General features: G+C 55.0%; 25 protein-coding genes, 1 riboswitch and 1 other annotated feature. Of the genes, 15 read left to right on the forward strand and 10 right to left on the reverse strand.

The genetic code is table 11. The features are described from left to right. Positions 1–39: 39 nt before the first annotated feature. Both CCE92_RS14170 and CCE92_RS14175 read right to left on the reverse strand, forming a co-directional pair. Complete coding sequence (locus CCE92_RS14170; protein ID WP_088009082.1) at positions 40–1092, reverse strand: FecCD family ABC transporter permease; 1053 nt, start codon at positions 1090–1092, stop codon at positions 40–42. Continuing rightward, positions 1089–2087: a FecCD family ABC transporter permease gene (locus tag CCE92_RS14175; RefSeq protein ID WP_088009084.1), complete on the reverse strand. Its 999-nt coding sequence runs from the start codon at positions 2085–2087 to the stop codon at positions 1089–1091. The genes CCE92_RS14170 and CCE92_RS14175 overlap by 4 nt, the downstream gene beginning before the upstream one ends. Positions 2088–2288: 201 nt before the next feature. On the opposite strand from CCE92_RS14175, the gene CCE92_RS14185 reads away from it, so the two are divergent. Continuing rightward, positions 2289–3254 (forward strand): ABC transporter substrate-binding protein, encoded by a 966-nt coding sequence (locus CCE92_RS14185; protein WP_088009088.1) that lies wholly within the window; start codon positions 2289–2291, stop codon positions 3252–3254. A 242-nt stretch (positions 3255–3496) separates the two neighbouring features. On the opposite strand, the gene CCE92_RS14190 is transcribed toward CCE92_RS14185, so the two are convergent. Then, entirely contained in the window at positions 3497–4435 is a 939-nt protein-coding gene (locus CCE92_RS14190; protein ID WP_088009089.1) for an NADP-dependent oxidoreductase, read from the reverse strand. Positions 4436–4627: 192 nt separating this feature from the next. On the opposite strand from CCE92_RS14190, the gene CCE92_RS14195 reads away from it, so the two are divergent. Both CCE92_RS14195 and CCE92_RS14200 read left to right on the forward strand, forming a co-directional pair. Beyond that, positions 4628–5173, forward strand: a complete 546-nt coding sequence (locus CCE92_RS14195) for a GNAT family N-acetyltransferase (protein WP_175578107.1) — start codon at positions 4628–4630, stop codon at positions 5171–5173. A 174-nt stretch (positions 5174–5347) separates the two neighbouring features. After that, entirely contained in the window at positions 5348–6019 is a 672-nt protein-coding gene (locus CCE92_RS14200; RefSeq protein ID WP_088009093.1) for a 5'-methylthioadenosine/S-adenosylhomocysteine nucleosidase family protein, read from the forward strand. A 169-nt stretch (positions 6020–6188) separates the two neighbouring features. On the opposite strand, the gene CCE92_RS14205 is transcribed toward CCE92_RS14200, so the two are convergent. Continuing rightward, positions 6189–6557: a MazG nucleotide pyrophosphohydrolase domain-containing protein gene (locus tag CCE92_RS14205; protein WP_088009095.1), complete on the reverse strand. Its 369-nt coding sequence runs from the start codon at positions 6555–6557 to the stop codon at positions 6189–6191. A gap of 81 nt (positions 6558–6638) precedes the next feature. Between CCE92_RS14205 and CCE92_RS14210 the strand changes: the two genes are divergently transcribed. Continuing rightward, positions 6639–7109 carry an NUDIX hydrolase gene (locus tag CCE92_RS14210; protein WP_088009097.1) on the forward strand — a complete coding sequence of 157 codons (471 nt, stop codon included), beginning with the start codon at positions 6639–6641 and terminating at the stop codon, positions 7107–7109. 144 nt (positions 7110–7253) lie between these two features. Continuing rightward, positions 7254–8762, forward strand: a complete 1509-nt coding sequence (locus CCE92_RS14215) for a BCCT family transporter (protein ID WP_088009099.1) — start codon at positions 7254–7256, stop codon at positions 8760–8762. Positions 8763–8850: 88 nt separating this feature from the next. Here CCE92_RS14215 and CCE92_RS14220 read toward each other — a convergent pair whose 3' ends face one another. The 3 genes from CCE92_RS14220 to CCE92_RS14230 form a co-directional block, all read right to left on the reverse strand. Further along, positions 8851–9162, reverse strand: a complete 312-nt coding sequence (locus tag CCE92_RS14220) for a type II toxin-antitoxin system RelE family toxin (protein ID WP_088009101.1) — start codon at positions 9160–9162, stop codon at positions 8851–8853. Continuing rightward, positions 9162–9479: a type II toxin-antitoxin system Phd/YefM family antitoxin gene (locus CCE92_RS14225; RefSeq protein ID WP_144391035.1), complete on the reverse strand. Its 318-nt coding sequence runs from the start codon at positions 9477–9479 to the stop codon at positions 9162–9164. Before CCE92_RS14225 ends, CCE92_RS14220 begins: the two co-directional genes overlap by 1 nt. Positions 9480–9575: 96 nt before the next feature. Continuing rightward, on the reverse strand, positions 9576–9806 hold the full coding sequence (locus CCE92_RS14230) for an ArsR/SmtB family transcription factor (RefSeq protein WP_088009105.1): 231 nt from the start codon (positions 9804–9806) through the stop codon (positions 9576–9578). Positions 9807–9868: 62 nt separating this feature from the next. Between CCE92_RS14230 and glsA the strand changes: the two genes are divergently transcribed. Further along, positions 9869–10828, forward strand: coding sequence for a glutaminase A (gene glsA, locus CCE92_RS14235; protein WP_088009107.1), 960 nt, complete (start codon positions 9869–9871; stop codon positions 10826–10828). A 309-nt stretch (positions 10829–11137) separates the two neighbouring features. Here glsA and CCE92_RS14240 read toward each other — a convergent pair whose 3' ends face one another. Beyond that, positions 11138–11773, reverse strand: coding sequence for a queuosine precursor transporter (locus CCE92_RS14240; RefSeq protein WP_088009109.1), 636 nt, complete (start codon positions 11771–11773; stop codon positions 11138–11140). Positions 11774–11785: 12 nt separating this feature from the next. Beyond that, positions 11786–12283 (reverse strand): preQ(1) synthase, encoded by a 498-nt coding sequence (queF, locus tag CCE92_RS14245; RefSeq protein WP_088009110.1) that lies wholly within the window; start codon positions 12281–12283, stop codon positions 11786–11788. Positions 12284–12374: 91 nt separating this feature from the next. Further along, a riboswitch (PreQ1 riboswitch) is annotated at positions 12375–12421 on the reverse strand. Between the two features lie 186 nt (positions 12422–12607). Next, positions 12608–12827, forward strand: a binding site (T-box leader). A 45-nt stretch (positions 12828–12872) separates the two neighbouring features. Between queF and proS the strand changes: the two genes are divergently transcribed. Further along, on the forward strand, positions 12873–14309 hold the full coding sequence (gene proS / locus CCE92_RS14250) for a proline--tRNA ligase (RefSeq protein WP_088009112.1): 1437 nt from the start codon (positions 12873–12875) through the stop codon (positions 14307–14309). A 130-nt stretch (positions 14310–14439) separates the two neighbouring features. Here proS and CCE92_RS14255 read toward each other — a convergent pair whose 3' ends face one another. Continuing rightward, a complete protein-coding gene (locus CCE92_RS14255) occupies positions 14440–14628 on the reverse strand; it encodes a hypothetical protein (protein WP_088009114.1) in 189 nt (62 codons plus the stop codon). A 279-nt stretch (positions 14629–14907) separates the two neighbouring features. On the opposite strand from CCE92_RS14255, the gene CCE92_RS14260 reads away from it, so the two are divergent. From CCE92_RS14260 to cydC, 8 genes are all read left to right on the forward strand, one after another. Continuing rightward, the gene (locus CCE92_RS14260; protein WP_088009116.1) at positions 14908–15903 is read left to right on the forward strand and encodes a S41 family peptidase; all 996 of its coding nucleotides are present in this window, start codon (positions 14908–14910) and stop codon (positions 15901–15903) included. A 252-nt stretch (positions 15904–16155) separates the two neighbouring features. Further along, complete coding sequence (locus CCE92_RS14265) at positions 16156–16851, forward strand: hypothetical protein (protein WP_088009118.1); 696 nt, start codon at positions 16156–16158, stop codon at positions 16849–16851. A gap of 479 nt (positions 16852–17330) precedes the next feature. Beyond that, positions 17331–18929, forward strand: a complete 1599-nt coding sequence (locus CCE92_RS14270) for an ABC transporter substrate-binding protein (protein WP_088009120.1) — start codon at positions 17331–17333, stop codon at positions 18927–18929. Between the two features lie 64 nt (positions 18930–18993). Next, on the forward strand, positions 18994–20178 hold the full coding sequence (locus tag CCE92_RS14275; protein WP_088009130.1) for a M20 family metallopeptidase: 1185 nt from the start codon (positions 18994–18996) through the stop codon (positions 20176–20178). Between the two features lie 77 nt (positions 20179–20255). Next, positions 20256–20807 carry a GbsR/MarR family transcriptional regulator gene (locus tag CCE92_RS14280; RefSeq protein ID WP_088009122.1) on the forward strand — a complete coding sequence of 184 codons (552 nt, stop codon included), beginning with the start codon at positions 20256–20258 and terminating at the stop codon, positions 20805–20807. Between the two features lie 271 nt (positions 20808–21078). Then, complete coding sequence (locus tag CCE92_RS14285; protein ID WP_088009132.1) at positions 21079–22275, forward strand: M14 family zinc carboxypeptidase; 1197 nt, start codon at positions 21079–21081, stop codon at positions 22273–22275. A gap of 250 nt (positions 22276–22525) precedes the next feature. Beyond that, positions 22526–24250 (forward strand): thiol reductant ABC exporter subunit CydD, encoded by a 1725-nt coding sequence (gene cydD, locus CCE92_RS14290; RefSeq protein ID WP_088009123.1) that lies wholly within the window; start codon positions 22526–22528, stop codon positions 24248–24250. Then, the gene (gene cydC, locus CCE92_RS14295) at positions 24247–25956 is read left to right on the forward strand and encodes a thiol reductant ABC exporter subunit CydC (protein WP_088009126.1); all 1710 of its coding nucleotides are present in this window, start codon (positions 24247–24249) and stop codon (positions 25954–25956) included. The genes cydD and cydC overlap by 4 nt, the downstream gene beginning before the upstream one ends. The last annotated feature ends 227 nt before the right edge of the window (positions 25957–26183 follow it).

Raw genomic sequence — 26183 nt, forward strand, 5'->3', positions numbered from 1 at the left:
GCGAGATTCCCCTTTCGGTCCGTCTTTATCGTCTTTCCATCATTTATTCCTTGAACGGTACAGCAGGTAAATAAAATACGGTGCCCCGATTGCGGCGGTGAACACGCCGGCCGGAATTTCCAGCGGCGCGAATGCCGTACGTGCGATGAGATCCGCGACGAGTACGATCATGCCGCCGATGAGCGCCGACACCGGAATGAGCGCGCCGAACGAGGAACCGACCAGCTGACGGGCGATATGCGGCGCCATCAGCCCGACAAATCCGATGCCGCCGGCGAAAGCGACCGCGCCTCCCGCAAGCGCACTGCTGAGGAACAGGAGCACGAAGCGGTCTTTCTGCACGAGAGCGCCGGCGTTCACCGCCAGGTCTTCCCCGAGTTCCTGCACATTGAGGCGCCTCGCATAAAAGAACAGGATGGCGGTCAGTCCGAAAATCCACGGAATGACGGTCAGCACTTCCGTCCAGTTCGTCCCGTTGACACTGCCTGTAATCCAGACATTCGCCCGTGAGGCGGTGAAGATCGGCCCGAGCACCATCATCATCGTCGTCATCGCCTGCATGGCGGCCGACAGCCCGACGCCGATCAGCACGAGCCGGACTGGGGCGATCCCGCCCCGCTTCCACGACAGGAAGTAGACGAGAAAGCCCATGGCGACGGCGCCGATGAACGAGGCGAGCGGCATCCAGTGGATACTGACCGTCAGCGTGTTGCTCCGGTCGCTGAACAAGGCCAGGAACGCCACCGTCGTGAACGACGCGCCCGCCGTGATGCCGATGATATCGGGTGACGCGAGCGGGTTGCGGATGATGCCCTGCAGAATGGCACCCGACATCGCCAGTCCCGCACCCGCAAAGACAGCCAGCAGGATCCGCGGCATCCGGAACGACCGGACGACGAGATTTTCCATGTCCGTGCCGGCACCGAACACTGCCTGCACCACGTTGACCGGTGAAATCGCGAGCTGGCCGATCCCAAGGCTCACGATGATGAGCGCAACGGTGAGGAGCGTCAGCCCGGTAAGGATCCAGATCGATTTTTTATTCATGAGGAACGAGGCTTTGCCCGCTCTTATGACGACATGGCGGCTCATTCGCTGATCCCCCTTCTGGCGATCCAGACAAAGAACGGGGCACCGATGGCGGCCGTCATGACGCCGACCGGCACTTCCGCCGGCATGATGATGTAGCGGGCGCTGATGTCAGCCGCCAGCAGCAGCATGGCGCCGAGCAGCGCGCTGTACGGAATGACCCACCGGTAGTCGATGCCGACAAGCCAGCGGGCGATGTGCGGGATGATGATGCCGATGAAGCCGATCGGCCCGGCAATCGCTACGGAGCTGCCGGCCAGCAGCACGACGACGGCCGCTCCGGTCAGTTTGACAAGGATCGTCTTCTGCCCGAGACCGGTCGCGAGGTCTTCCCCCATCTGCAGCACGTTCATCTGCTTGCCCATGAATAGGGCGAATACGAGGCCGCCCAGCAAATACGGCAGGACAGCGATGAGCAGTTCGAGTTCCCGCCCCTGGACCGAACCGGCGAGCCAGAACAGCACCTGATCCAGTGCCCGTTCGTCCAGCGTGAGAATCCCCTGGGTCATCGATGAGAACAGCGCGGCGATGGCCGCCCCGGCAAGCGTCAGCTTCACCGGCGTCAGGCCGTCGCGGCCCATGGAGCCGCATGTGTAGACGATGACCGCGGCGAGCGCTGCTCCTGTGAAGGCGAGCCAAGTAAAGGCATTCAAGGAAGCCGTGCCGAAAAACGAAATGCCGAGAACGACGAAGAAACTCGCGCCGGCGTTGATGCCGAAAATGCTCGGTGACGCCAACGGGTTTTTCGTAAGCCCCTGCATGATCGCCCCGGCCACCGCCAGGCTCGCGCCGACAGCGGCGGCAATGAGCGCGCGCGGGATGCGGGCATCCCGGATGATGATATGTTCATTGGACGAATCGAACCGGTACACCGAATCGACCACCATACGGGTCGTGATGTCAGTCAGCCCGAACACGATGCTCGCCCATACGAGCAGAAGCATGAGCAAAAGACCGGCCGCAAGTCCGCCTATTCTGAGAGGAGTTGTCTGGATCATGGTACCTGCCTTCCCTGTCCGAAAACTTCATTTTCTACTGTCCACATTAATGCAACTGATAATCATTGTCAATAAAACCGGGGGCATCTGTCATGTTAAGTCGACTTTTTTCCGAATGTTGTTGACTTCCGTATTGAGAGCCATTATCATTCTACTTGTGAATGAAAATCATTATCAATCATCTTAAGGAGGCACCACCCCATGTTGAAACAGCCGATCTACCTGCTCGTCCTGCTGGCCGCACTCGTCCTCGCACTCGCCGGATGCGGCGCCGAAGAAGAAGCCGCCGCTACGCCTGCTGACACGAAGAGCGAATCTTCGTATACCGTTGAACACGCCATGGGCTCCACAACCATCGAAGGGACACCCGAAAAAATCGTCATCCTGACGAACCATGGAACGGAAGCTCTGCTGTCACTCGGCATCACGCCGGTCGGAGCGGTCCAGTCGTGGACAGGCGACCCTTGGTATGACCACATTGCGGAAGAAATGGAAGGTGTCGAAGTCGTCGGCACGGAAAGCGAAATCTCGCTTGAAGCGATCGCCGCCCTCGAACCCGATTTGATCATCGGCAACAAAATGCGTCAGGAAGAGCATTACGAAGCGCTCAGCGCCATCGCTCCGACTGTATTCGAAGAAACGCTCCGCGGCGACTGGAAAGTGAACTACGAACTGATCGCGGAAGCAGTCAATAAGAAAGAAGAAGGCGCAGAAGTGCTTGCCGCCTATGAAGAGCGCGTCGCTGAACTGAGCGCACAGCTCGAAGAAGCCGGCAAACTGGACACGAAAGTCTCCATGGTACGCTTCATGCCGGATGACGTCCGGATTTACCATAAAGATTCCTTCTCCGGCATCATTCTCGATGAAATCGGCCTCGCCCGTCCCGCATCGCAGGACGTGAATGACTTCGCGGCAAAAGGCGTAACGAAAGAACGCGTACCTGAAATGGACGGCGACGTCATCTTCTACTTCACGTACGAACCTGCTGAAGGCGGCGGCCAGGAAGTCGAAGACGAATGGATCAACGACCCGCTCTGGCAGAACCTCGAAGCGGTCAAAGCCGGCAATGCGTACGAAGTGAGCGACACGATCTGGAACACAGCTGGCGGCGTCAAAGCGGCCAACCTGATGCTCGATGACCTCGAAGCGAAACTGCTCGGCGAATAATGGAATAAATTTGAAAAAACCTCCGGGATGTCCGGAGGTTTTTGCTGTTTATCCGCGTTATTTTAGATTTATCCGCGTTATTTCGGATTTATCCGCGTTATTTTGGATTTATCCGCGATATTCTGGATTTATCCGCGTTATTTTGGATTTATCCGCGATAATCCGTTTTTATATCCGCTAAATCAAAACGTTACCATCTGGCCGGCGGCACTGTATGCCATTTATTGAGCTGCAGCCAGCCGTCACGATTTGACCCTCAAGACGATTTTGCCTTTTGCATGGTGCGTTTCGCTCAGCGCGTGCGCTTCTCTGACGCCCTGTTCACTCAGTTCGAACGTCTCGCCGATCACCGGTTCCAGTTCGCCGGCTTCGTACAGATCCGCCAGTTTCTGCAGCTGTTTCCCGTCCGGTTCAAGCCACACAAAGCCTGCTTTCACGCCGTGTTTCTGTGCGTCTTCCTCCGACGGCTGCCCGGCAACCGATACGAGCCGTCCGCCCTTCTTCAGCACACGATAGCTCTTATCGAGCACGTCACCGCCGATGGTATCGAGGACGATATCATAGTCTTCCAGAACCTCTTCGAACGCTTCGTTCTGGTAATCAATGAAGCGGTCGGCTCCGAGGGATTTCACAAATTCCTCATTTTCCTTGCTCGCTGTCGTGGCGACATATGCGCCGAAACTTTTAGCCAGCTGAATGGCAAAGTTTCCGACCCCGCCGGCTCCGGCATGGATCAGCACCTTATCCCCTTCTTGGATAGCCGCGAATTCGACAAGGCATTGCCAGGCCGTCAGACCTGTCAGCGGAATGGCTGCCGCTTCTTCAAACGTCATCTTTTCCGGCATGCGCGCCAGCAAATCCGCATCGACTGCCGTGTACTCGGCATACGTCCCCTGGCGGGTGGTGGCCGGTCTCGCGAATACCCGGTCCCCCGCTTTGAAGCCGGTCACATCCGCACCGGTTTCTGCGATGATGCCGGCCGCATCCCATCCGAGGACAATCGGGAATTCGAACGGGAGCTTTTCCTGCAAGTAGCCTTCCCGCAGCTTCCAGTCGATCGGATTGACCGATGTCGCATATACTTCCAGCAGGACCTGATCCGCTTTGATTTTCGGGCGGTCGATCTGCCGTTCTTTCAGTTCTTCTTTTCCTCCGTATCGATCTATCACAACTGCTTTCATGAATAGAACGCTCCTTTCACGGACTGGCGCAGCCGCCCGTATTATCTTCCTTTGTGTTATTTCCCGCCGCCTGATCCGCTTAAACGGAACAGCCGGCGGCGCGCCTGCCGGATTTTTCTTCCTCCCCCCACCGTCTTCTGCTAAACTGAATTGACTTCTGTGCCAATAAAACAAACGAAACGGGTGATGCCGGTGCTGATCGGGAAACAATCGTTTATTGAAAAAGACCTGCGTTATGTAATCCGTTCTGCCGCGCCTGAAGACGCCGCGGAATTGTCGGCGCTGCGTCTCAGAATAGACGGCGAAACGGAGAACCTGGACCGGGTGCCGGGAGAAGCCCATTTGGATCCGGCCGCTTTTCGCGAAGTCATCGAACGGGACAGCGCGCTGCCGACGAATCTGTTCCTCGTGGCGGAAGCGGAAACCGGCCTGCTCGGTTTCGCGCGCTGCGAAGGCTCGGAACTGCAGCGGCTCGCCCACCGGGTGACGTTCGGGGTCGGCGTGCTGAGGGAAGCTTGGGGATACGGCATCGGCAAAAACCTGCTCGCTGAATCCATCGCCTGGGCGGATTCGAACGGCATCCATAAAATCGCATTATCCGTCCTCGCCACGAACGAGAAGGCTATCCGGCTCTACGAACGGTATGGCTTCGAGACGGAAGGCGTTTTGAAAGACAATAAGCGGCTGGCCGACGGGGACTATTACGATACGGTCATGATGGGCCGGCTAAAAAAATGAAAGTCAGAACCGTCTACACTTATCCGCCTTTCCTGTTGAATTGCACGGCTACGCTCGCAGGCGCAGTATGCAAAATAGGATGCTGCAAAACTCCAGCACTCCGATTCCGGAAGAACCGGTTTAAATGTTTGCCTGAATAACGGTCATTTATTTTACGAAACAGGTGATTAGTCTATGATTGGAATTAGTATAGCGACGAAGTGGGAATTCGAAGCGTCACTGGATTACTTCCGTGTGAAAGCTAACGAACGCTTCACTTATCCTTACGGGGAATATTTTATGAAGACAATCAACGGTCGTGAGCTGATTTTTTATAGCACCGGCGTCAGAAAAGTAAATGGCGTCGGCGGCAATCAGTATATGATTTCCAAGTTTCATTTAACGAAAGTCATTGTTGCCGGAACATGCGCCGGAATAGATGACCGATTCAATCTGCTGGATATTTTGGTGCCTGATCGAGCCGTTCAGTATGATTGCACCGTAAAAGAGATAGAGCCTTTCATCAAGCAGTCTTTTGTAGTCGATATTGATCTATCGAAGTATGAAAATGATTTCCATACCGGCACAATCGGCACCGCTGATAAAGCGGTCGTTATGTGGAAAGACTATTTAGAACTCAAAGAAAACGAAATAATAATAGCCGATACTGAAGCCGGTGCCATCGCGTATATCTGTAAGAAGAACGATGTGGAGTGCATCATCGTAAAAGGGATATCCGATTTTCCAAAAGAAGAAAGTAATTCGGATAAGTTCGAATCGAACCATGAGCAAATAGACATTTACTTAGAAAACACTCCTAAAGTGATGCACAAAATTTTCGACGACTATTTAAAGAAATTTATATGATTTCTCCATGAATAGGGAGACGGCAAAAAACCGCCCTTGCCATCGGGTATCCCGGTGAACCCACCTTCATTCAGAATCAAAAAGAGGCTGCCTCAATTGTTGGGCAGCCTTCTCTCTTTCCATTTTCGTATTACGGTTTGTATTCCGTTAAGTGCCCGTTTCGCCTTTCTCACGCTTCCTGTTTCCGCCGGTTCCTGACTTCTTCCATTTTCGAATAAAAGCTCTCTTCCAAATCAATATCAAAAAAGTTGGCGAATTTCGTGATATAGGCAAGACAATCCGCCAGCTCTTTTCCAAGATCCATTTTGACTTCCGCCATCGCCCGGCGGAACGCTTCTTCCTGCCCGCATCCTTTGGAAACGTGGCCGTCGACCAACGTGAACAGCCGCCGGAACTCTTCTCCCACTTCTCCGATTTCAGTCATCAGCAGCATATAGGTGCCGAGAATCGACGTCCGGCTCTTATCAAAATTTTCTTCGTTTATTTCCCAGCCGAGCTCCCGCATCAGCCGGTCGGAAAACCCCTGCAGTTCTTTCATCGCGCACCTCTTTTTCCTTTCCATCATATCAGAAACAAATGTGGTAAAATGAATTTTCTTACAGAACAGGAGGAGTCGAACATGGACGCAGTCTTCAAAATGGAACATGCGGTCTTTAACTACCGGGTCGTCGGAATTTGGATACATAACGGGCACATCCTTGTCCATCGCGATGTGAACGACCAAGAACAGTGGTCGCTTCCGGGCGGCCGGGTGCAGATCGGCGAGGATTCCGCTGCCAGTCTTGTACGCGAATTTCAGGAAGAGCTCGGGACGGACATCCGGGCATCACGTCTTCTCTTCTCCACGGAGAACTTTTTTACATTCGACGGAAAGAAGTTCCATGAAATCGGGTTTTATTACGAAGTGGAAAATGACGATACGTCATTGTTTGGCGGCGAACCTTTTCACGGACCGGAAGGCGAGCGGCTCATTTACCAGTGGGTGCCTGTCCATGAGCTGGCCGATTTCCCGCTGAAACCGGATTTTCTCCGGGAAGCGCTGCAACTGCCTGCTGACCAGCCACGGCATGTCGTGGTCCGGGACAGCTGACCCGCTGAAGGGAAGTTCTTATATTTTGCCGATTACACACCCTATCCCGCTCTGCCGTGCAGAGGCGGAAGCAGGGGTTTTGTTTATGATTCCGCGGATGGGTTACCCTAGTAATAGAGCCTTTAACGAAAAGGGGGTCCTGCCATGGAAAAGAAAAAGCGCATGAAACCGGGAAAAGTGTTTTACATTTCTCTTCTCATTATCGCGACTGTCGTTCTATGGGGCGTTTTTGCTACGGATCAGTTCAGCCGGGTCACGACAGCCGGGCTCCATTGGATAACGGAAGAACTCGGCTGGTTTTATGTAATGACGACGGCGCTCTTTGTCATTCTATGCCTGTACCTCGCATTTGGAAAATACCGGCATATCAAACTGGGAGACGATGACAGCAAACCGGAGTATTCGTTCATCTCCTGGATCGGCATGCTGTTTGCAGCGGCCATGGGTGTCGGACTCGTCTTTTGGGGAACGGCGGAACCGATCGATCATTACGTTAATCCGCCGCCCGGCGTGGAACCGCGGACTGCGGAAGCGGCTCAGGCCGCGCTGAAGTACAGCTTTTTCCATTGGGGCATCACACCTTGGGCTATCTATGCGATTGTCGGCATGGCGATCGCCTATTTCGAATTCCGCAAAGATCGCCCGAGCCAAATCAGCTCGGCTTTTTACCCGCTGATCGGTAAACGGGCAGGCGGCACCAGCGGCATGGCCATCAACATAATCGCCACTGTGGCGACCGCCATCGGAATCGCGACGACATTCGGATTCAGCGCCATGCAACTGAGCGGCGGCCTAAGCCGGGTGTTCGGTACTCCGAACAACGTCACAGTGCAGCTGATCATCGCCGGTACGGTCGGCGTGCTCTTCCTCGGCGTCGTATTCGCCGGAATCGACAAAGGAATGCGCGTTTTGAGCAACGTCAATCTCGGTCTTGCCGCGCTTCTCATGCTTGCTGTATTCATCCTCGGTCCGACGGTGTCGCTGATCGAGGACTTCTTCGTGGCACTGGGCAGCTATATCGAAGACTTCGCTTATATGAGCCTAGAGATGTATCCGTTCCGCAATACCGACTGGCAAGCGGAATGGACACTGTTTTACTGGGGCTGGCTCATCTCTTGGGCTCCGTTCGTCGGTATGTTCATTGCCCGCGTCTCCAAAGGCCGGACGATCCGGGAATACATTTTCGGCGCATTGATTTTGCCGGCGCTTCTCGGCGGCCTGTGGTTCGTCGTGTTCGGCGGAACCGCCATCCGGCTTGAAAAGAGCGGCGCTGCAGACATCGCCAGCCTGACTGAAGGGCATCCGGAGTTGGCCTTGTTCGCGCTTCTGGAGCACTTGCCGCTTGGCTTTGTGCTCAGTCTGCTGTCGCTCGTGCTAATCGGTATATTCTTTATCACATCCGCTGTCAGTGCCACATACGTACTCGGCGTGCTGTCGGCAAAAGGGACGCTGCATCCGGCCAAAAAAATCCAGGCAATCTGGGGAGTGGCGATTATCGGCATCGCGGCCACCCTGCTGTTAAGCGGAGGACTGAACGCCTTGCAGGCTGCCGCTGTCATCGTGGCGCTTCCGTTCGCCGTTATCTTGCTATTTATGGCTTGGTCGCTCGTTAAAGCACTGCGGAGTGAACCAACGGAAAGCCGGCAGCCCTAAAGGTGCACTGTCTGGATTTTGTCTTAACTGGATTTTTCTTTCCAGAGTGCCTCTAAGGACGATACAAAGAATAGAAAGACGGCGGAACTTACCGGTCCCGCCGTCTTTTTTCTATTTCCTTGAATACTTTCCCATCTTCACGGGATCCAATCGCAGCAATTTCAATGATTTCCACTGCTCCTCCGGCCACTGGTTTGAAGATGAGCCGAATACCCAGCTTATGATTTTTAAGTTCTTTGAACCCGGACAGCTTCGAATAAGAATTATTCCGCAGCGGCTTTCCGATTTCCGAACCGCGCAATTGCAATCTTTCGACAGCCGCATCTGTCCACTGCTGCAGACTGCCGTCCAGCTGGCGGTAATCTTTTTCAGCTTCCCGCCAAAAAACAACTTCCGCCATCAGTCGAACAGTTCCTCGTCTGTCAGTTGCCGGAAGGGATTGTGCTGACTGCCTGTCACCTGTTCCGCGGGGATCAATTCGCCCGGCCCTTCTTCGACCCGGAGGTTTAACCGGCTGTAGAAAAGTTCTTCTTCCATCGCTTCGTACTTCCTTACCATTGTCTCATAGGCATCGTTGCTCAGAATCACAGCTTCCGGCCTGTTATGGTTGAAAATAAAAGTAGGTTCTCCTGTGTCACCTGCTTCTTTTACCAGTTTCGAGAACTTCCGTTTTGCTTCAGAAATAGAGCACATTTTAACATTTACAGTTCGATACACGATGATCAGCTCCTTATTAAGATTATAATTCAGAGCTTATTTAAGTTCAATCAAGGAATGACATCCTGTCGTTTTTCCATACCGGGGAACCTTTCTCTACTCCTCCATTTCTTCACTCAGCAGTCCCAGGTCCATCAGAACCTTCAAGTGATGCGGCAGCTTGGACTGCGTCATATCCATCACTTCCATCAAGCCCCCGACGGAATCCCGCTTCACAATTTCATGCGTGACTCGGAGCCGCTGACGGTCTGCAAGCGCCTTGGATTTCTTCTCATACCGTTCGGACGCTTTTTCAAACGACATATTCTCCACAACGATTTCGTCCATCTGTTTCACCCGTTCCCGGCGAAGGGTAAGGTTAGTTAACAGCTATTGCGGGAGGGGACGGAATGACAGAAAAATTGACGAACGACTACTTGGAAACACTCGTCTTGAAATGCAAGCCTTTCTCCGCCGACGGCCGCATCCGGGAAACGGTGCCCGGCGTCAACAAGTCGGTCGAAGGGAGTTTCGGCGTCGCCATCTGCACAGCTGATGGCAAAGAATATCAGGCAGGGGCCGCGGAACACCGGTTCACACTGCAGAGCATTTCCAAACTGGTTAATCTGATGATGGCCCTCGATGACGCCGGGGCGGATGCCGTTTTCAAGCAGGTCGGCATGGAACCGACAAGCCGGATGTACGATGCGGTCCATGGCCTGATGGAGACGGACGGGCGCAAACCATATAATCCGTTCATCGATGAAGGCGCGATCGCGGTGACCGCCATGATTTCCGGCACGAGCGGAAAGGAGCGGTTCAGCCGGACGCTGGATCTTCTTAAACGGATCACCGGCAATCCGAAACTCGCCATGAGCGAAGCGGCTTATGAAGAAGCGAAACGGGACGGATCGAAATCCCGGGCGCTCGCTTATTTTCTGGAAAGCATGAGCGTCATCGAATATGGCAAAGTGGAAGAATCGCTGGATCTGTATTTTCGGGGGCTGTCGATCGAGATCAACGCGGTCGAACTTGCGCGGCTCGGCGCCTTTTTCGCGCGGGACGGCAGGCTGAAACCCGACAGTGAACCTTTGATCGATCCGGAACAGGTCAGTATGATGAAAGCGGTGATGCTGACGTCCGGTTTATACAATGATTCCGGAAAGATGGCCGTCCAGGCGGGCATTCCGGCGAAAAGCGGCATCGGAGGCGGGATTCTCGGCACAGCGACCGGCAGCATGGGCATCGGCCTGTTCGGCCCCGCCCTGAACAGCGGCGGCAACAGCACAGCCGGCATGGAAGCGCTGAAGCATCTGTCGCGGGATTTCGGTTTAAACCTGTTCCGGCAAAATGCGGTCCGCCCCACTTGAGAAAAAGGATTCGGCTGCCGGGTCCCGCCGTCTTTAGGGCGATACTTGCAAATGCTTGGTTGTTACTTGCGAAACCGGCATAAATACTTGCGGATCCTATTGATCGGGACGGCCAGCCACGGCATGTCGTGGTCCGGGACAGCTGACGGAATGCTGCAACAGGGATTCCGGTTTTATACGGCAGCTATCTGCAAAAGAAGCCATCCTCAGTGAAATCAAATGATTTCGAGGATGGCTTCTATAATGTTTGGAAGGGATTTTAGCTATACGCCACAAATGAAGCTGTGCGGGGAAGCGCTGCCTGTCTGATTAAGTGGTCTGCAGAGTCCCCCCAGTTTTCGCATTCTCCCGTCGGCACAGCCAGACGAGAAAATAGACGAGCGGCGTATCGGCAGCCGCGGCCAGCCATTTGAACGCGTACTGGCTGACGATCATCATCAGCAGGACACTCAGCGGCAAAGTGCCGTAAAAAGCGATCGTGATGAACAGCGCGGTATCCACGAGCTGGCTGACCATCGTGGAGGCGTTGTTCCGGAGCCACAGCTTGGAGCCGCCGTGCCGGTTCTTAAGGGCATGGAAAATCGTGACGTCCAAGTTCTGGCTGATAAAGTAGGAAACGATACTGGCAAGTGTCACCCGGAATCCGGCTGAAAAAATCGTTTCGAACGACGCCTGTTCCGTGAAAAACGGAGCGGACGGCAGCTGGATCGCCGCATAGATGAACCCGAGCGCGCAAAGCTGGGCGATGAAACCGGCCGTGACCGTACGGCGGGCCGCTTCCTTTCCATATACTTCTGCGATTGTATCGGTGATCGGAAAGGTGAAAATGTAGACGATGACGGCAGCCGGCAGCACCAGCCATTCATTGACCGCAAAAAGTTTGACCGCCAGGATGTTCGCCAGCAGCAAAAAGCCGACGAACGCGCCGTTCAGATAAAGCAACATGTGTTTTCCTCCTTATCGGTTGTCGATCGTTTCCGGATACATGTCGTGGTTCATCATCCGGTGCGTCGCCATTTCTTCGTATTTTGTGCCGGGTTTTCCGTAATTCGTGTACGGGTCGATCGACAGGCCGCCGCGCGGGGTGAACTTGCCCCACACTTCGATATACCGGGGATCCAGCAGACGGATCAAGTCATCCATGATGATGTTGACGACGTCCTCATGGAAATCGCCGTGGTTCCGGAAGCTGAATAAATACAGCTTCAGCGATTTGCTTTCCACCAGTTTCCGATCGGGAATAAAGGAAATGTACATCGTCGCAAAATCGGGCTGCCCCGTCATCGGACAGAGCGATGTGAATTCCGGGCAATTGAACTTCACGAAAAAGTCGCGGGATGTGTGCAGATTGTCCACCGCTTCCAGAATGTCCGGATCGTATTCGAATGAGTAAGCTGTATTTTGATTGCCCAACAGTGACAAGTGACCGAGCGACTGTTCTTCTCTTCCAGCCAATAAAAAAACCTCCTGAATGCCGGCAGCACAGGAGAGGGTTAAAAAACGGGATTAGAAAAGCCGAATCGCAACGGATTCGGCTGAATTTCAGTCATCCATAGTTTTTTATAGAGGGTATGCGCTATGAACCTCTCCCGGAAACCGGATATATGTGATTGCTTCATTTATTGTAGAAGCAGACCGGGACCCTGTCAACAAAACATTTTGCTGTTCCGCCAATCCGCCGCTGTTTAATAAAAAAAATCATTTTAAAACGAAACGAAGCAGTTCCCCGGCTGCGAACCGCCGTGGTATAGTAGTCTCAGGAAATCCGGAACAACTCATACCGACTCGATGATGCGGCTCAGTAAATAAGAATCGTGATCCAGAGAATATAGCCTCGGCTGAAAGCTATATCACCCCTTCTTATTGAACCCTCCCGCGGAGATGCCAGACGAAAGACTGGCCGGCCCGTCCCGTTATCGGCGGTTTGGAGGACAGGATCGCCGCTTGATCCTGTTGAACGAAGGTGGTACCGCGTCTTACGCATAAAGACGTCCTTTTGGACGCTTTATGCTTTTTTTATTCCCAAAAACAGGAGGAGAAGACCATGTCTCAAAAGACGAATGATTTCACGAAATGGTACATCGAAACGATTCAAAAGGCGGACCTGATGGATTATACGGCGGTCCGCGGCTGCATCGCGTTCAAGCCGGACGGCTACGAATTGTGGGAGCACATCCAGGCGGCGATGGATAAACGGTTCAAGGAAACCGGCCACCGCAACGCGTACTTCCCGATGCTGATTCCGGAGTCGTTCTTCCAGAAGGAAAAAGAGCACATTGAAGGCTTTTCACCGGAACTGCCGTGGGTCACGGAGGCTGCGGGCGAAAAACTGGAGGAGCGGCTAGCGCTGCGCCCGACGTCGGAGACGATGGTCGGCCAGCTGTATTCCGACTGGATCAAGAGCTACCGGGACTTGCCGGTACTGATCAACCAGTGGGCGAACGTGTTCCGCTGGGAAAAGAAGACGCTGCCGTTCATACGCACATCCGAATTCCTTTGGCAGGAAGGCCATACGGCGCATGCAGATGAGGAAGAAGCGCGCACGGAAACGATGCAGATGCTCGACATCTACAAAGAAGTCGTGGAAAACTTGCTCGCGATTCCGGTTTACGACGGGCAGAAGACACCGCTTGAGCGTTTCGCCGGTGCGGTCGATACGTTCTCCATCGAAGCGATGATGCAGGACGGCAAAGCGGTGCAGGCCGGCACGTCGCATTACCTCGGCACGAAATTCGCCGAAGGGTTCAATATCCGCTACTTGAATAAAGAAAACAAGCATGAATATGTGCACACGACGTCATGGGGCACCTCGACCCGGCTGATCGGTTCGGTCATCATGGTCCACGGCGACGACCAGGGACTTGTGCTGCCACCGAAAATCGCGCCGACGCAAGTCGTGCTCATCCCGGTCGGCCCGTGGAAAAAGAATCCGGCTATCATTGAAAAGCTGGATGAAGTCTTCGCGGCACTGAAAGCGAAAGGCTACCGCGTGCGGCTGGATGATTCCGACCAGTCGCCGGGCTTCAAGTTCAACGAATGGGAACTGAAAGGCGTGCCAGTGCGCATCGAACTCGGGCCGCGCGACCTGGACAACAGCCAGGCGCTCATGAAAGCGCGCGACGGGGACGAGAAAATTGCGGTGCCGCTCGATGCGGTTGTCGAACACGTCGAAAAGGAACTCGAAATGATGCAGAAGCGCCTGTACGACAAGGCGAAAGCGTTCCGCGACGACAATTCGCATACGCATCTCAATTCGCTGGATGATCTGAAGCAGCACATCGCGGAAGCCGAGAAAAACGGAACGGTCGCCGGCTGGATTCTCGCCGGCTGGTGCGGCAGCGACGCCTGCGAAGAGCAAGTGAAAGAGGAAACGAAATTCACGACGCGGAACATTCCATTCAACCCGCCGGCAGAGAAAAACACGTGCATCTGCTGCGGCGAAGAAGCGAAACATGCCGTGTGGTTTGCCCGGGCTTACTGAGGAATGTGAACAGCAAAAAGAGCCGGCTGGTACTGCAGCCGGCTCTTTTTTTGCTTTTTATCTCTGTTGATGCAATCAGCGGAACTCCTGAAAAGGCGCTTGTATCATAGGAGCGGAATTTGTGTTGTTCCTATGTCAGGCCGGTCGTGTTTTCTTGCTGTTTCCTCAGGAGAACCGGCTGCCTTCCGCTGTCCATCGCTCTCTCTGCTGCCAGTAATGGCCTTTTACAACGTTCGGCATTCACCCCTTTTTCGAGCAGGATATCCACTATCTGTTCGACAGAACTTTTCTTTTTACTCTGCAATTTAATGATTCTCATTTTTCCGTCACTCCTTACGGGCATTTTCAGCTGGCGGAACAGCTTTGGTCTATATGTACAGGATTATGCCGGCCCCTTATTTCCGGGATAATTCAATTATGGAGTACAATTGTTTATAAACTGTGAACAAACTGTTTGAAAATTGTTAATCCCAAAGCAGACGGCAGAATTTCTTCTGCAAAAGCTGCGGAAATACCTTCCGTTAGAAATTCAAGGAACCTAAATTGTTCAGAATGCTGTTGTGAAAACATAGTGCAAATCCACTCAGGAGGACCTTCAATGAAAGAGATACTGAATAAAGAAGAAGTGCTGGCGTTTTATGACAAAGGGATGGAACTGTTAAAGCAGAATTATGTTTACCCGGAAGCTGCGGACAGTATCTGTCGCCAGCTGGCTGAGCAAGTGAAACAGCTGGATCTCAGCAAAGGAATCAGCCGGACTGAATTCAAACAGACCGTGGAACAAGCGATGCAAAGCGTCAATCACGATAAACATTTGCATATCTTCTACCAGACAGAGACCCATACGGAAATCTCACCGGATACTGTGCTGGATGATCACCAGCTGAAGGCCCGGAAGACCAATTACGGCTTCCACCGCATCGAACGGCTGCCCGGAAATATCGGGTATTTGGATCTCCGTGTATTTTATGAGAACGAAATCGCCTCCGAAACCGCCGCACATGCGATGAATGCGCTGGCTCATACGGATGCCCTGATCATCGATCTGAGGAAGAACCTCGGCGGGACTCCTTACATGGTGGCGTTTCTCGCCAGTTACTTTGTCAGCGAACCCACCCATATCGATACATTTTACCGCCGTGACGAAGACAGCCATTCACAGATCTGGACACTCCCTTACGTTCCAGGCATTCTGTATGGGGATAAACCGCTCTATATCCTGACGAGCAGGCAGACGTTTTCTGCCGGGGAACTGTTCAGTTACGCGCTGAAGCATTTGAACCGGGCAGAAATCATCGGAGAACGGACTGGCGGCGGAGCGAACGCGGGAAATTACCATCAAGTGACCGAGAACATTCGGCTGTTTATCCCAAGCGGCATGCCGGTCAGTCCGTTCACAGGCTCGAATTGGGATGGAACCGGTGTGGAGCCCGATGTAGAAATACCGGCTGATGAAGCGTTTGGTGCCGCCTACACTAAAGCGCTGACAGCCGTGGAAAAGACGTATGCGGCGCAGGCAGACTATGCCTTCTTAATCGAGGAAATAAAAAAAGAAAAAGAGACGAATCCCCTTCTGCATAAGAACGGCTCCTGACGGCCAGCTCTTCCGGCAATGAAACAGCGATCGATTGCGAAACAGCGCCGATCGCTGTTTTACATCATGGAAGGAAGCAGGACACAGCTAAAAAGGCGGTCCGCTCTTCAAAACGCCTGAACCTGCAGGTTTGCCGTCTTAGAAAACGCCGAGTACCCGCTTTAAGATAATGAACATATATTTTCAGTCGATTTCCCCGGCCAATCGTGTATAATAGAACAAACGTTCTTATTCGGAAAGGCGGGAATCGCGATGCAGCGGATTAAAATCATCAAGAAGTCGAACAGGAAGTCGACCGTCGATTTTCAGTCGAATCTCCACTATTGGAAACAGAACAAATCGAACGAACTGGTCTATAAAGGGAGCATCCGCATATCGATCACAGAACACGGCGACCGCACTCAGTTCCTCCAGTCGAATATCCCGAAAGCGAAAATAAAGGTGTGGATGCATCAAGTGCGCAACGGCCAAGTGACGAAGCAATGGCTGAGGCAGGGAGAGCAGTGGTCCGTCGAAAACTATGGGCAGCGGATAACCGATGGCGCTATTTTTTCTGTGAAAACGACACTCGATTTCAAAATCTATAACGGAAAACCCCAGTTCACGTTCACCATTGCCATGGGACCGGGAGAGAAAACGCCGACCGGTGCCGTCACGATGGTCACTTCCGACCGTTCGAAAATCCAGACAGTGAAAAAAATGCTTGGAATGGATGAAATGAATGAAATTGCGCAGGAACTGACGAGTTTCATTGAACAAGCTGAAGTGGCAGCGATGATTGCCGGACGGCCGCTCAACGATCTCATGCCCGGACCGGCGGATGCCGCCCCGATCGTTCGGCAGCAGCCGGTGCCTTATGAAGAAATGACGCGTGAGGAATTCGGGGAAATCTACGTTGCTGTCATGAAAGAAGCAGACCGGCGACGGCAACTGAAAAATGCAAAATAAACAGGCGTATCCCGAATGCCCCTTTTGCACGCCCAGCCTCTCCCCTCTTGACCGCAAGCGGAGCTTTCTTTGCGGCAGGAGGTTTTTTCGCATGTTCGGCTGTCCTATTTTTGCGGCTGCAGCGCCAATTGTCATTCTCCCCCCCTTCCCCATACCCCTTAACACGTGCCCGTTTTCAATAAATTCAAAAAAACCTACCATTCAGTCCCGCCATGTACTATACTGAATATTGAATCGTTTAGTTTTTATTAAACGTATTAAATAAAATAAACGAAGGAGGTTTTCGCATGGACAGCTACAGGAGAAAGAAGCATCTCGGCAATATGATCCGCGCTTCCCGCCATCATCCTTCATAATCCATTATCGATCCATCCCCACCGCCGGTTCTCCGGCAGACCTTTCATCAATGTCCGACTCGTTTTTGGCCCGGCCTCCCGTTTTCCGGCAGGCACTACATGACCACTAGGAGTGAACGAACAATGAGAAAAAGGAAATCCCCTCTCTTACTTGCAGCGGTTTCAGTTTCAGCACTTGCGCTCGGCGCCTGTGCAGGCGAAGAAGCGGAAGGCGAAGCGACTGCAGCGGCTGCACAGGAAACCTTCATCTTCGCCCGGGGCGGCGACGCCGTCTCCCTCGATCCGTCGGAAGTGACCGACAGCGAATCGGAAAACGTATCGCAAAGCATTTTGGAAACGCTCACAACTTTTGAAGAAGGCTCGACGAAAGTCGCACCGATGCTCGCCACGGAATGGACCGAGTCGGAAGACGGCCTGACATACACGTTTGAACTGCGAGAAGACGTCGTGTTCCATGACGGGACGGAATTTACGGCAGAAGACGTCGTTTATAATTTCGAACGCTGGGCGAATGGCTCCGCGGAAGACTTTCCGATGTATGGCAACGTGTTCGGCGGATATGCAGGGGACGAGGAGCACGATTTCGCGTCCGTTGAAGCCCTCGACGCCAACACCGTCGAATTCACCCTCACGAAAACGCAGCCGACGTTCCTGAAGGACCTTGCGCTGACTCCGTTCTCCATTTCGAGCCCGGAAGCGATCGAAGAACACGGCGAGGAGTACGGCAGCAACCCGGTCGGCACCGGTCCGTTCATCTTCGAAGAATGGAAACGCAACGACCGTATCGTCCTGACGAAAAACGAAGATTACTGGCTGGACGGCCACCCGAAAGTCGAGCAAGTCATTTTCCGGACCATCCCGGAAAACTCCGCCCGCCTGAACGCGCTGTTGAGCGGCGAAGTGGACATGATTGACGGCGTCGACCCGGAAAATATCCAGCAGATCAAGGACAACCCGGAACTGAAACTGTACTCCCGTCCTCCGCTCAACATCGGTTACCTCGGCATGACGGTGACACGGGAACCGTTCGATGATCCGCTCGTGCGGCGCGCGCTCAGCCATGCTGTCGACAAGGAAGCGATGATCGACGCGTTCTTCGGCGGTCAGGCAATTCCGGCGAAAAATCCGATTCCGCCGGCAGTCGAAGGGTATAATGACGATATCGATCCGTACCCGTACGACCCGGAAAAAGCGAAGGAACTGCTTGCGGAAGCGGGCTACCCGGACGGCTTCGAGATGGAACTGTTTGCCATGCCGGTCGCCCGTCCCTACATGCCGGATGCCGCACGCGTTGCGGAATACCTGCAGTCGAGCTTCGCTGATATCGGCGTCACCGCCGAAATCGTCACATTCGAATGGGCGACCTATCTCGAAAAAGCGAAGAACGGTGAGGCGGATGCATTCCTGCTTGGCTGGACCGGCACGAACGGGGATGCGGATGACTTCATTTATTCGCTGTGGCACGGTGACAACATCGGCTCCCTGAACTCGACGCATTACGACAACCCGGAACTGAATGCGATCCTCGAGGAAGCACGGACGATCACGGACCAGGAGCGGCGCAATGAACTGTACCGCCAGGCGCAGGAGATCATGCATGAGGACGCGCCGATCATTCCGCTCGTCCACACATCTCCGGCCCTTGCGGCGAAAAAGTCCGTCACCGGCTTCGATCCGCACCCGACCGGCCGCGTCATCACTACGAACATCGATTTCGAATAAACCAGGAAAACCGGGCGGCCAGCGCCCGGTTTGTTGAATCAGGAGGCGTTCCGCATTGACAAAAATGACAGAGAAAAACGCATTGCAGCAGGCATTCGAGGAACTCGACGGCCTGTATGACGAAATGGTGGAGATCCGCCGCGATCTGCATATGCATCCCGAACTTTCGTTCCAGGAAAAACGGACACCCGCCTTTATTGCCGGCTACCTGAAAGAACTCGGCATCGAAGTCCGCACGGGCGTCGGCGGCGGAGGTGTCGTCGGGACGCTCAAGGGCGGCAAACCCGGCAGGACCGTGGCGCTCCGGGCCGACTTTGACGCGCTGCCGATCGAAGACGAGAAAGACGTTCCGTACAAGTCGACAGTTCCCGGCGTCATGCACGCGTGCGGCCACGACATCCATACCGCCTCCCTGCTGGCGGCGGCGAAAGTGCTGAGCGGCATGCGGGAGGAAGTGCCGGGGACGGTCGTCTTCCTCCACCAGCATGCGGAAGAACTCGCTCCGGGCGGCGCAAAAGCGATGGTGGAAGACGGCTGCCTCGACGGTGTCGATGAAGTGTACGGTGTGCATGTCGAAGTGAACTTCCCCGTCGGCCAGGTCGCTGTCGGAACAGGTTATGTGCAGGCTTCCTCCGACGCGTTCGACATCACGATCCGCGGCAAGGGGGGCCACGGGGCCGAACCCCACCGCAGTGTCGACCCGCTCGTCGTCGGCAGCCATCTCGTGGTGAACCTGCAGAATATCGTGAGCCGCCGGATCGATCCGCTCCATCCGGCGCTCGTGACAGTCGGCGCTTTCCAGAGCGGCGATGCGCACAACGTCATTCCGGACAAAGCGTTTTTGAAAGGCACGATCCGTACGTACGACCAGGACGTACGGCGCCAGGCCGAACAGGAACTGAAACTGATTTGCCGGACGACCGGCGAACAGTTCGGCGCGCAGATCGATGTCGATTTCCAGCACGGCTACATTTCGCTCTACAACCATCCGGAAGAGACCGCGAAAATCAAGCGGCTCGCCGAGGACATTGTGGGAAAAGATCAGGTCGTCGTGAAGCCGCCGGATATGGGCGGCGAAGATTTCGCCTACTACGTCGATAAAGTGCCGGGCTCGTTCTTCTGGGTCGGCGGCGGCAATCCGGATATCGATGCCATCTATGCGCACCATCACCCGAAATTCGATGTCGATGAAAAATCGATGCCGCTCGCCGGCAAAGTGTTCGTCTCCGCGGTGCTGGATAACAGCTGAACCGGTTTAAACGCCACTTCCTGCCGCTATTGAGGTAGAATGAAAGAAGCAGACACAGAGAAAAAGGTGGAGTGGACGTGAACGACAAATTCGAGGAAGCGCGCGGGAAGATCATCGACCAGAATTCGGAAAGCCAGACGCTGTTCGGCATGTCCCCGACTGTCCGGCGGCTGATGTCGGTGATGTACTACAACGAAAAACCGATGACGCTCGATGAGATGACGGAACTGCTCGGCATGAGCAAAGCGAGCATGAGCAATGCGGTGCGGGAGCTGGATGAAATGGGCCTCGTCGAGAAGGTATGGCGCAAAGGCGAACGGAAGGACCTGTACCGCGTGGAGATGGACAACTACGAGAGCTTCTTCAAATACTTCGGCTACCATTGGCGGAAAGTGATCGGGCCGAAGAAAGTCGCCCTCCGCAAGTCGATCGATGAGCTGAATGCCCTCAAAGCACATGGTGAAACGGACCGGGAGACGCTCGAGCAGATCGATAAGGACCTCTCGAAGCTTGAAGACGGCCTGGAGTACTATGACTGGCTCGGCCGGCTCATCGATGCGTTCGATACGCACGAGATCTTCGACTTTATTCCGAAGAGGCCCATTTCCGAAAAAGCAGCAGAAAAGTGACGCAGGGGAAGCTTCCGGTTCGACACCGGAAGCTTTTTTCTTTGCGGCTGCGGACGTTCATTCCCTGGTACTTTACTTCCTGTCCCTCTTCTGATTCCGTGCCGGGATTCCTGTCTTGCCAGCCTTCAGTCCCACCCGTCCCCTCCTCTTTCCGGTACCTATTAACTGAAATTTTAAAAAGTATTTACCATTCTGTCTCTTCCTGCTATTCTTTATGGCAACAGTCTATTTCGGCTGCCGAACAATTTGGATAAAGAGGAGTGGATGAATGATGATCAGAAAAAAGTTCTTTACGACACTCGGTGTTCTCGGAATGTGCACAGCGCTTGTCATGCCGGTTTACGCCGCGGACAATACGGCACAGCCTGAAACGCACCATCACGACCAGGCGATTTCCGGTTTCCTCAGTTATGAGGAAATGCAGAAGCAGCTGTTCCAGATCGAGAAGACGAGCAAGGGCGTTGTGGAAGTCGACGTGGCCGGCCAGTCGTTTGAAGGCCGCGACATCTACACCGCTCGCGTCGGAACGGGTGACAAAGTCATCCTCATCCAGAGCGAGATCCACGGCAATGAGAAGACCGGGACGATCGCGCTCCTCAACCTGCTGAAGGAACTGTCGAACAATTCACCGGAATCCCGCGCCATCCGTGAAGAAATCACACTCGTCGCCATGCCGATGATGAATCCGGATGCCACAGCAGGCGACAAGCGGGCCAACAGCATGACATGGGCCGACGTCGTGGCGGACTTCCCGCAGCTCGCCGGCGCGGAACCGTCGTGGAATTACTATACCCGGACACTTCAGCAGTATGATTACAGCGAAAACCCGGGCTTCGACGTGAACCGCGATTTCAACCCGGATCTCGACTACGTGCCGCAGGCGGAAGACTTCCCTGGCCAGTCGAGCGACCCGGGCTGGTTCATCACCCGTGAAGCGCAGACATCCCGCGATGTCTACACCGGCCTCCAGGAAGAATTCGGCAATGTCGACGTGTTCATCGACCTGCACCACCAGGGGCTCTATTATGTCGAAGGCACCGATGATCCGGTGACACTGTCGCTGTCCGGTCAGTTCGTGCCGGATCCGAGCACGGCGGAAGGCGAAGAATATGCGGAATTCGCGGACACGTACAACTACGACTTCTCGCGTCAGCTGAATGTGGCCGCATACGAGTCGCTGCAGTCGCATGGCAATTCCGTGTTCTCGAACATCACGCTGTACCAGCAGGACCTTGACCTCCCGGGCACAGCGCTTGCCACCTATGCGCTGAACGGCAGCGGCACCGTACTCTTTGAAGTGCGCGGACAGACGCACACGCTCGGCCACCGTGAAAAAGGAAAACTTGTCAAAGCGGTCGAACGCGGCCTGACCGGCATCATCGAGAGCGTGGCGGACGGCTCGGTCTACGAGCTTGACCCGGAAGTGTACGAAACGATTCCGGAAACGTCCTACAGTCCAGCCGAATAAACCCGGCATCATCGAAAAGCCTTTCCCGTCTCTGCCGGGAAAGGCTTTTCTGCGTTCCATCCTGCCGCTTCTTCCGGGAATCCAGACGGAATCAAGCGTCAGGCACCAACACCGCCTGAAAAATCTGTGATTTGTGAACAACTTCGTAATAAACGGCCGCATCCCCCGCCGCATCACAGGCGTCTGTTTCGGATTTCAGCCCGTTAACTCCTATAATAAAGATAACAGTAACCGAGGGGGAAAACCGGTAATGGATAACCTGAAACAGCTGGCATTCGCAAAGAAAGGCATGGTGCGCCTGCTGATGGCCGCATCCGTCCTGAAAGGGCTCGCAATGGTCGGACAAGCCTTGTTTTTCGTCATGGTCGCAGACCGCGTGTTTTTAAACGGGGCGTCTTTCAGGGACATCATCCCGCTGCTCGGCGGCCTGCTCGCAGCCATCCTTCTCCGGGTGTCCAGCGGTTATGCGATCGGCCGCACCGGACGCAATCTGGCGGCAGCTGTGAAGAAGGAGCTGCGTTCGGAACTCATCGCTTCGTTCGCGGACAGTCCGCTGCTTGCTTCCGCACGGGGGCAGTCGGGCCGGAAAGTGAGCCTGCTGCTGGATGCGGTCGATGAGACGGATGGGTTTTTCAGCCTGTATATTCCGCAGCTGATGCAGACCTACATCATTCCGTTCATCCTGCTCGCGGTCATCTTCTTCCTCCACTGGCCGACGGGCGTCATCATCCTGCTGACGGCGCCGTTCATTCCCCTGTTCATGGCGATCGTCGGCAAACGCACGAAAACGAAAGCGGACCGCCAGATGGAGGAACTCGGCCACTTCTCGGGCAATTTCCTTGATGTGCTGCAGGGACTCACGACACTCAAGCTCTATGGCCGGGTCCGCGGACAGGCGGAAGTGATCCGGACGAACAGCCTGAACTTCCGGGATGCCACGATGGACGTCCTGAAGTCCGCCTTCCTGTCTTCGTTCGCGCTCGAATACATCTCCATGCTCAGCATCGGCATCATCGCACTTGAAATCGGGATGAGCCTGATCGCGTTCGAGAGCATCTCGTTTTTCACAGCCTTTTTCGTCATGGTGCTCGTCCCTGAGTTCTTCGCGCTTCTGAAGGACTTCGGCAGCGCGTTCCACAGCGGCAGAGGCGGCGTGGCCGCTTCCGAGCAGCTGGCCGGCCAGCTCCGGGAAGAACGGCAGCCGGTGGTATGGGGCCGGGAGACCCTGTCCGCCGTCCCGCCCCATCTTTCACTCAACGGGGTCGGTTTCCGGTACGGAGACGGCTTCGCGCTCGGGCCGGTACAGGCGGAAATCCCGCCGTACAGCCGCGCCGCCATCATCGGCGCTAGCGGTTCGGGCAAAACGACACTGCTGCATCTGATTGCCGGCCTCCTGCCCGCTTCACGGGGCAATGTGACCGTCAACAGCGTACCGAGGGAGATGATCAGCGAAAAATCGTGGTTCGGCCAGCTCGGCTACATTTCGCAGGATCCTTATTTATTCGCGGGGACCATCGAAGAGAACATCGCGATCGGCGCGGATCGGGAAACGTCCCGCAAGGAAGTGCGCGAGGCGGCGGAAAAAGCCGGCATCGCGGATATGGTGCTGTCGCTGGAGCACGGATTCGATACACGGATCGGGGAAGGCGGCCGTGGCCTGTCCGGCGGCGAAAAGCAGCGCATCGCCCTCGCCCGGGCGTTCCTGAAAAAACCGTCCGTCATCCTGTTCGATGAGCCGACGACGGGACTGGACTTGAAAACGGAACGGATTTTGCAGGCGTCCCTTGATGAGCTCGGGAAATCCGCCACCATCATTACGGTGGCGCACCGGCTGCATACGATCCGGCAGTCGGACGTCATTCTGTACCTCGACAGCGGCACGCTGCTCGCTGCCGGCAGCCACGCGTCATTAATGGACACGTTCAAGCCCTACCGGGAAGCGATCGCGGTCCAGCAGGGAGATGAGGCACTGTGAGTGAGCTGAAAACTATGATTTCCATGACGCTGCGGGAACGGCGGGACATCACCTTGGCGATCCTCTGCGGATTCCTTGCAGGGCTTGCGGGCGTCGCCCTGCTCGCCTCGAGCGGCTACCTGATTTCGCAGGCGGCGCTGGCCGCCCAGATGGTCATCCTCGTCGCGCTCGGTGCCTGCCTGAAGCTGTTCGGGCTCGCCGCAGCTGTGAGCCGGTACGGAGAGCGGCTATTCTCGCACCGGGCGACGTTCACGATGCTCGGCAATCTGCGGGTCTCGTTCTTCGGCAAGCTGTCGCCCCTCGCGCCCCGGATCTTTCATGAATACCGGAGCGGGGATCTGCTGTCGCGGATCGTCGGCGATGTTGAAAGCTTACAAAACTTGCTGCTGCGGGTCCTGTACCCACCTGTCGTGCTGCTGCTCGTTTTCACGAGTACGATTTTCTTCACGTCCTTCTTTTCGGCCGCCATCGCTTTCGTCTTGCTGGCCGGTCTGCTTCTGACAGTCGTGGCGGTTCCGGGTTTATTCGCCTGGCGCAAACGGAAGACGAAGCCCGCCGTCCGGGACAGCCGGGCTGACCTGTCGGCGGAAGCCGCGGAGTTCCTGTATGGCTTCCGTGATTTGAAAATATATCAGCAGGCGGATGCAAGAAAGCGGCAGCTCCAGTCATTCGCTGAATCATACGAGGAAGAAAAGCGGAAAGAGGGGTTGCAGAACACCTTCATGCAGTCGGTCAATTCGTTCATCGCAATCCTCACTACGTGGACTGTACTCGCCCTCGGCGCCTATTTCGTCGCGGCAGGCGAACTCGACGGGCTGTATTTGGCAATGCTCGTCATGATTTCACTCGCCCTGTTCGAAAATATCGCGCCGATGGCCGTGTTCCCTTCCCACTATGAGGAAAGCCGGCAGGCGGCGGCCCGACTGAATCAAATCACGGAACGGCCGGTCCCTGAAACAGGGTCTGGCCAGCTGCCGGAAGGCGCCTGGGGACTGGAGGCCGAGACGCTGGCATACACGTATCCCGGAGAGGAACGGCCGGCGCTCCGGGACGTCTCTTTCCGCATTTCACCGGGCACGAAGACAGCGGTCGTTGGTCCGAGCGGCTCCGGCAAATCGACGCTGCTCCAGGTGCTGCTCGGCATCCTCCCTGCGGACAGCGGAACAGCATCAATCGGCGGCAGGAAACTCAATTCACTCGATCCGGAATCACTGTGGAGCCGGATGAACACAGTTTTACAGCATAACCACTTCTTCTACGGCACCATCCGCAGCAACTTGCTGATCGCCGACGAAGATGCGCCGGATGAAGCCTTGCAGGAAGCGCTGGAAACTGTCGGACTCGGCGCCTTCTCTCTTTCCCAGGAAGTCGGGGAGAAAGGCGGGAACCTGTCCGGCGGCGAAAAGCAGCGGCTCGCCATCGCGCGCGCCATGCTGAAAGGCGCCCGCCTCTGGCTGCTCGATGAGCCGGTGTCATCCGTCAATGCCGCCACCGCCCGCTCCATTTATGCCCGACTGTTCCGGATGCGGCCGGATGACACGTTCGTCATTGTCAGCCACGACCTCACCGGGCTGGAGCACATGGACCAGATCATCGTCATGGAAAACGGGCGCATCGCGGAGAACGGTTCATACGCGGAATTGATGGAAGCACACGGTTACTTTTATGAATTAAAGCAGATTGAGAAAAGCGTCTTCGCCTCATGAAGGCCAGCCACCCGCTTTGGCGGGTGGCTTTTTTGCGCTCATTTTGCCGTCGGGAACGGGAAAGTGCGAGAGGTATAAGGATTGGGAGGGGTTTATTTGGGGCTTGGAGGCGTTTATCTCGGGCTTGACGGCGCTTATCTCGGTCTTGCCCCCGCTTATCTCGGTCTCGGGGTGCTTTATCTCGGTCTCGCCCCCGCTTATCCCGGTCTCGGGGTGCTTTATCTCGG

The organism is Indiicoccus explosivorum, from assembly GCF_002167005.1.
In the GTDB taxonomy this organism is placed as follows: Bacteria; Bacillota; Bacilli; order Bacillales_A; family Planococcaceae; genus Indiicoccus; species Indiicoccus explosivorum.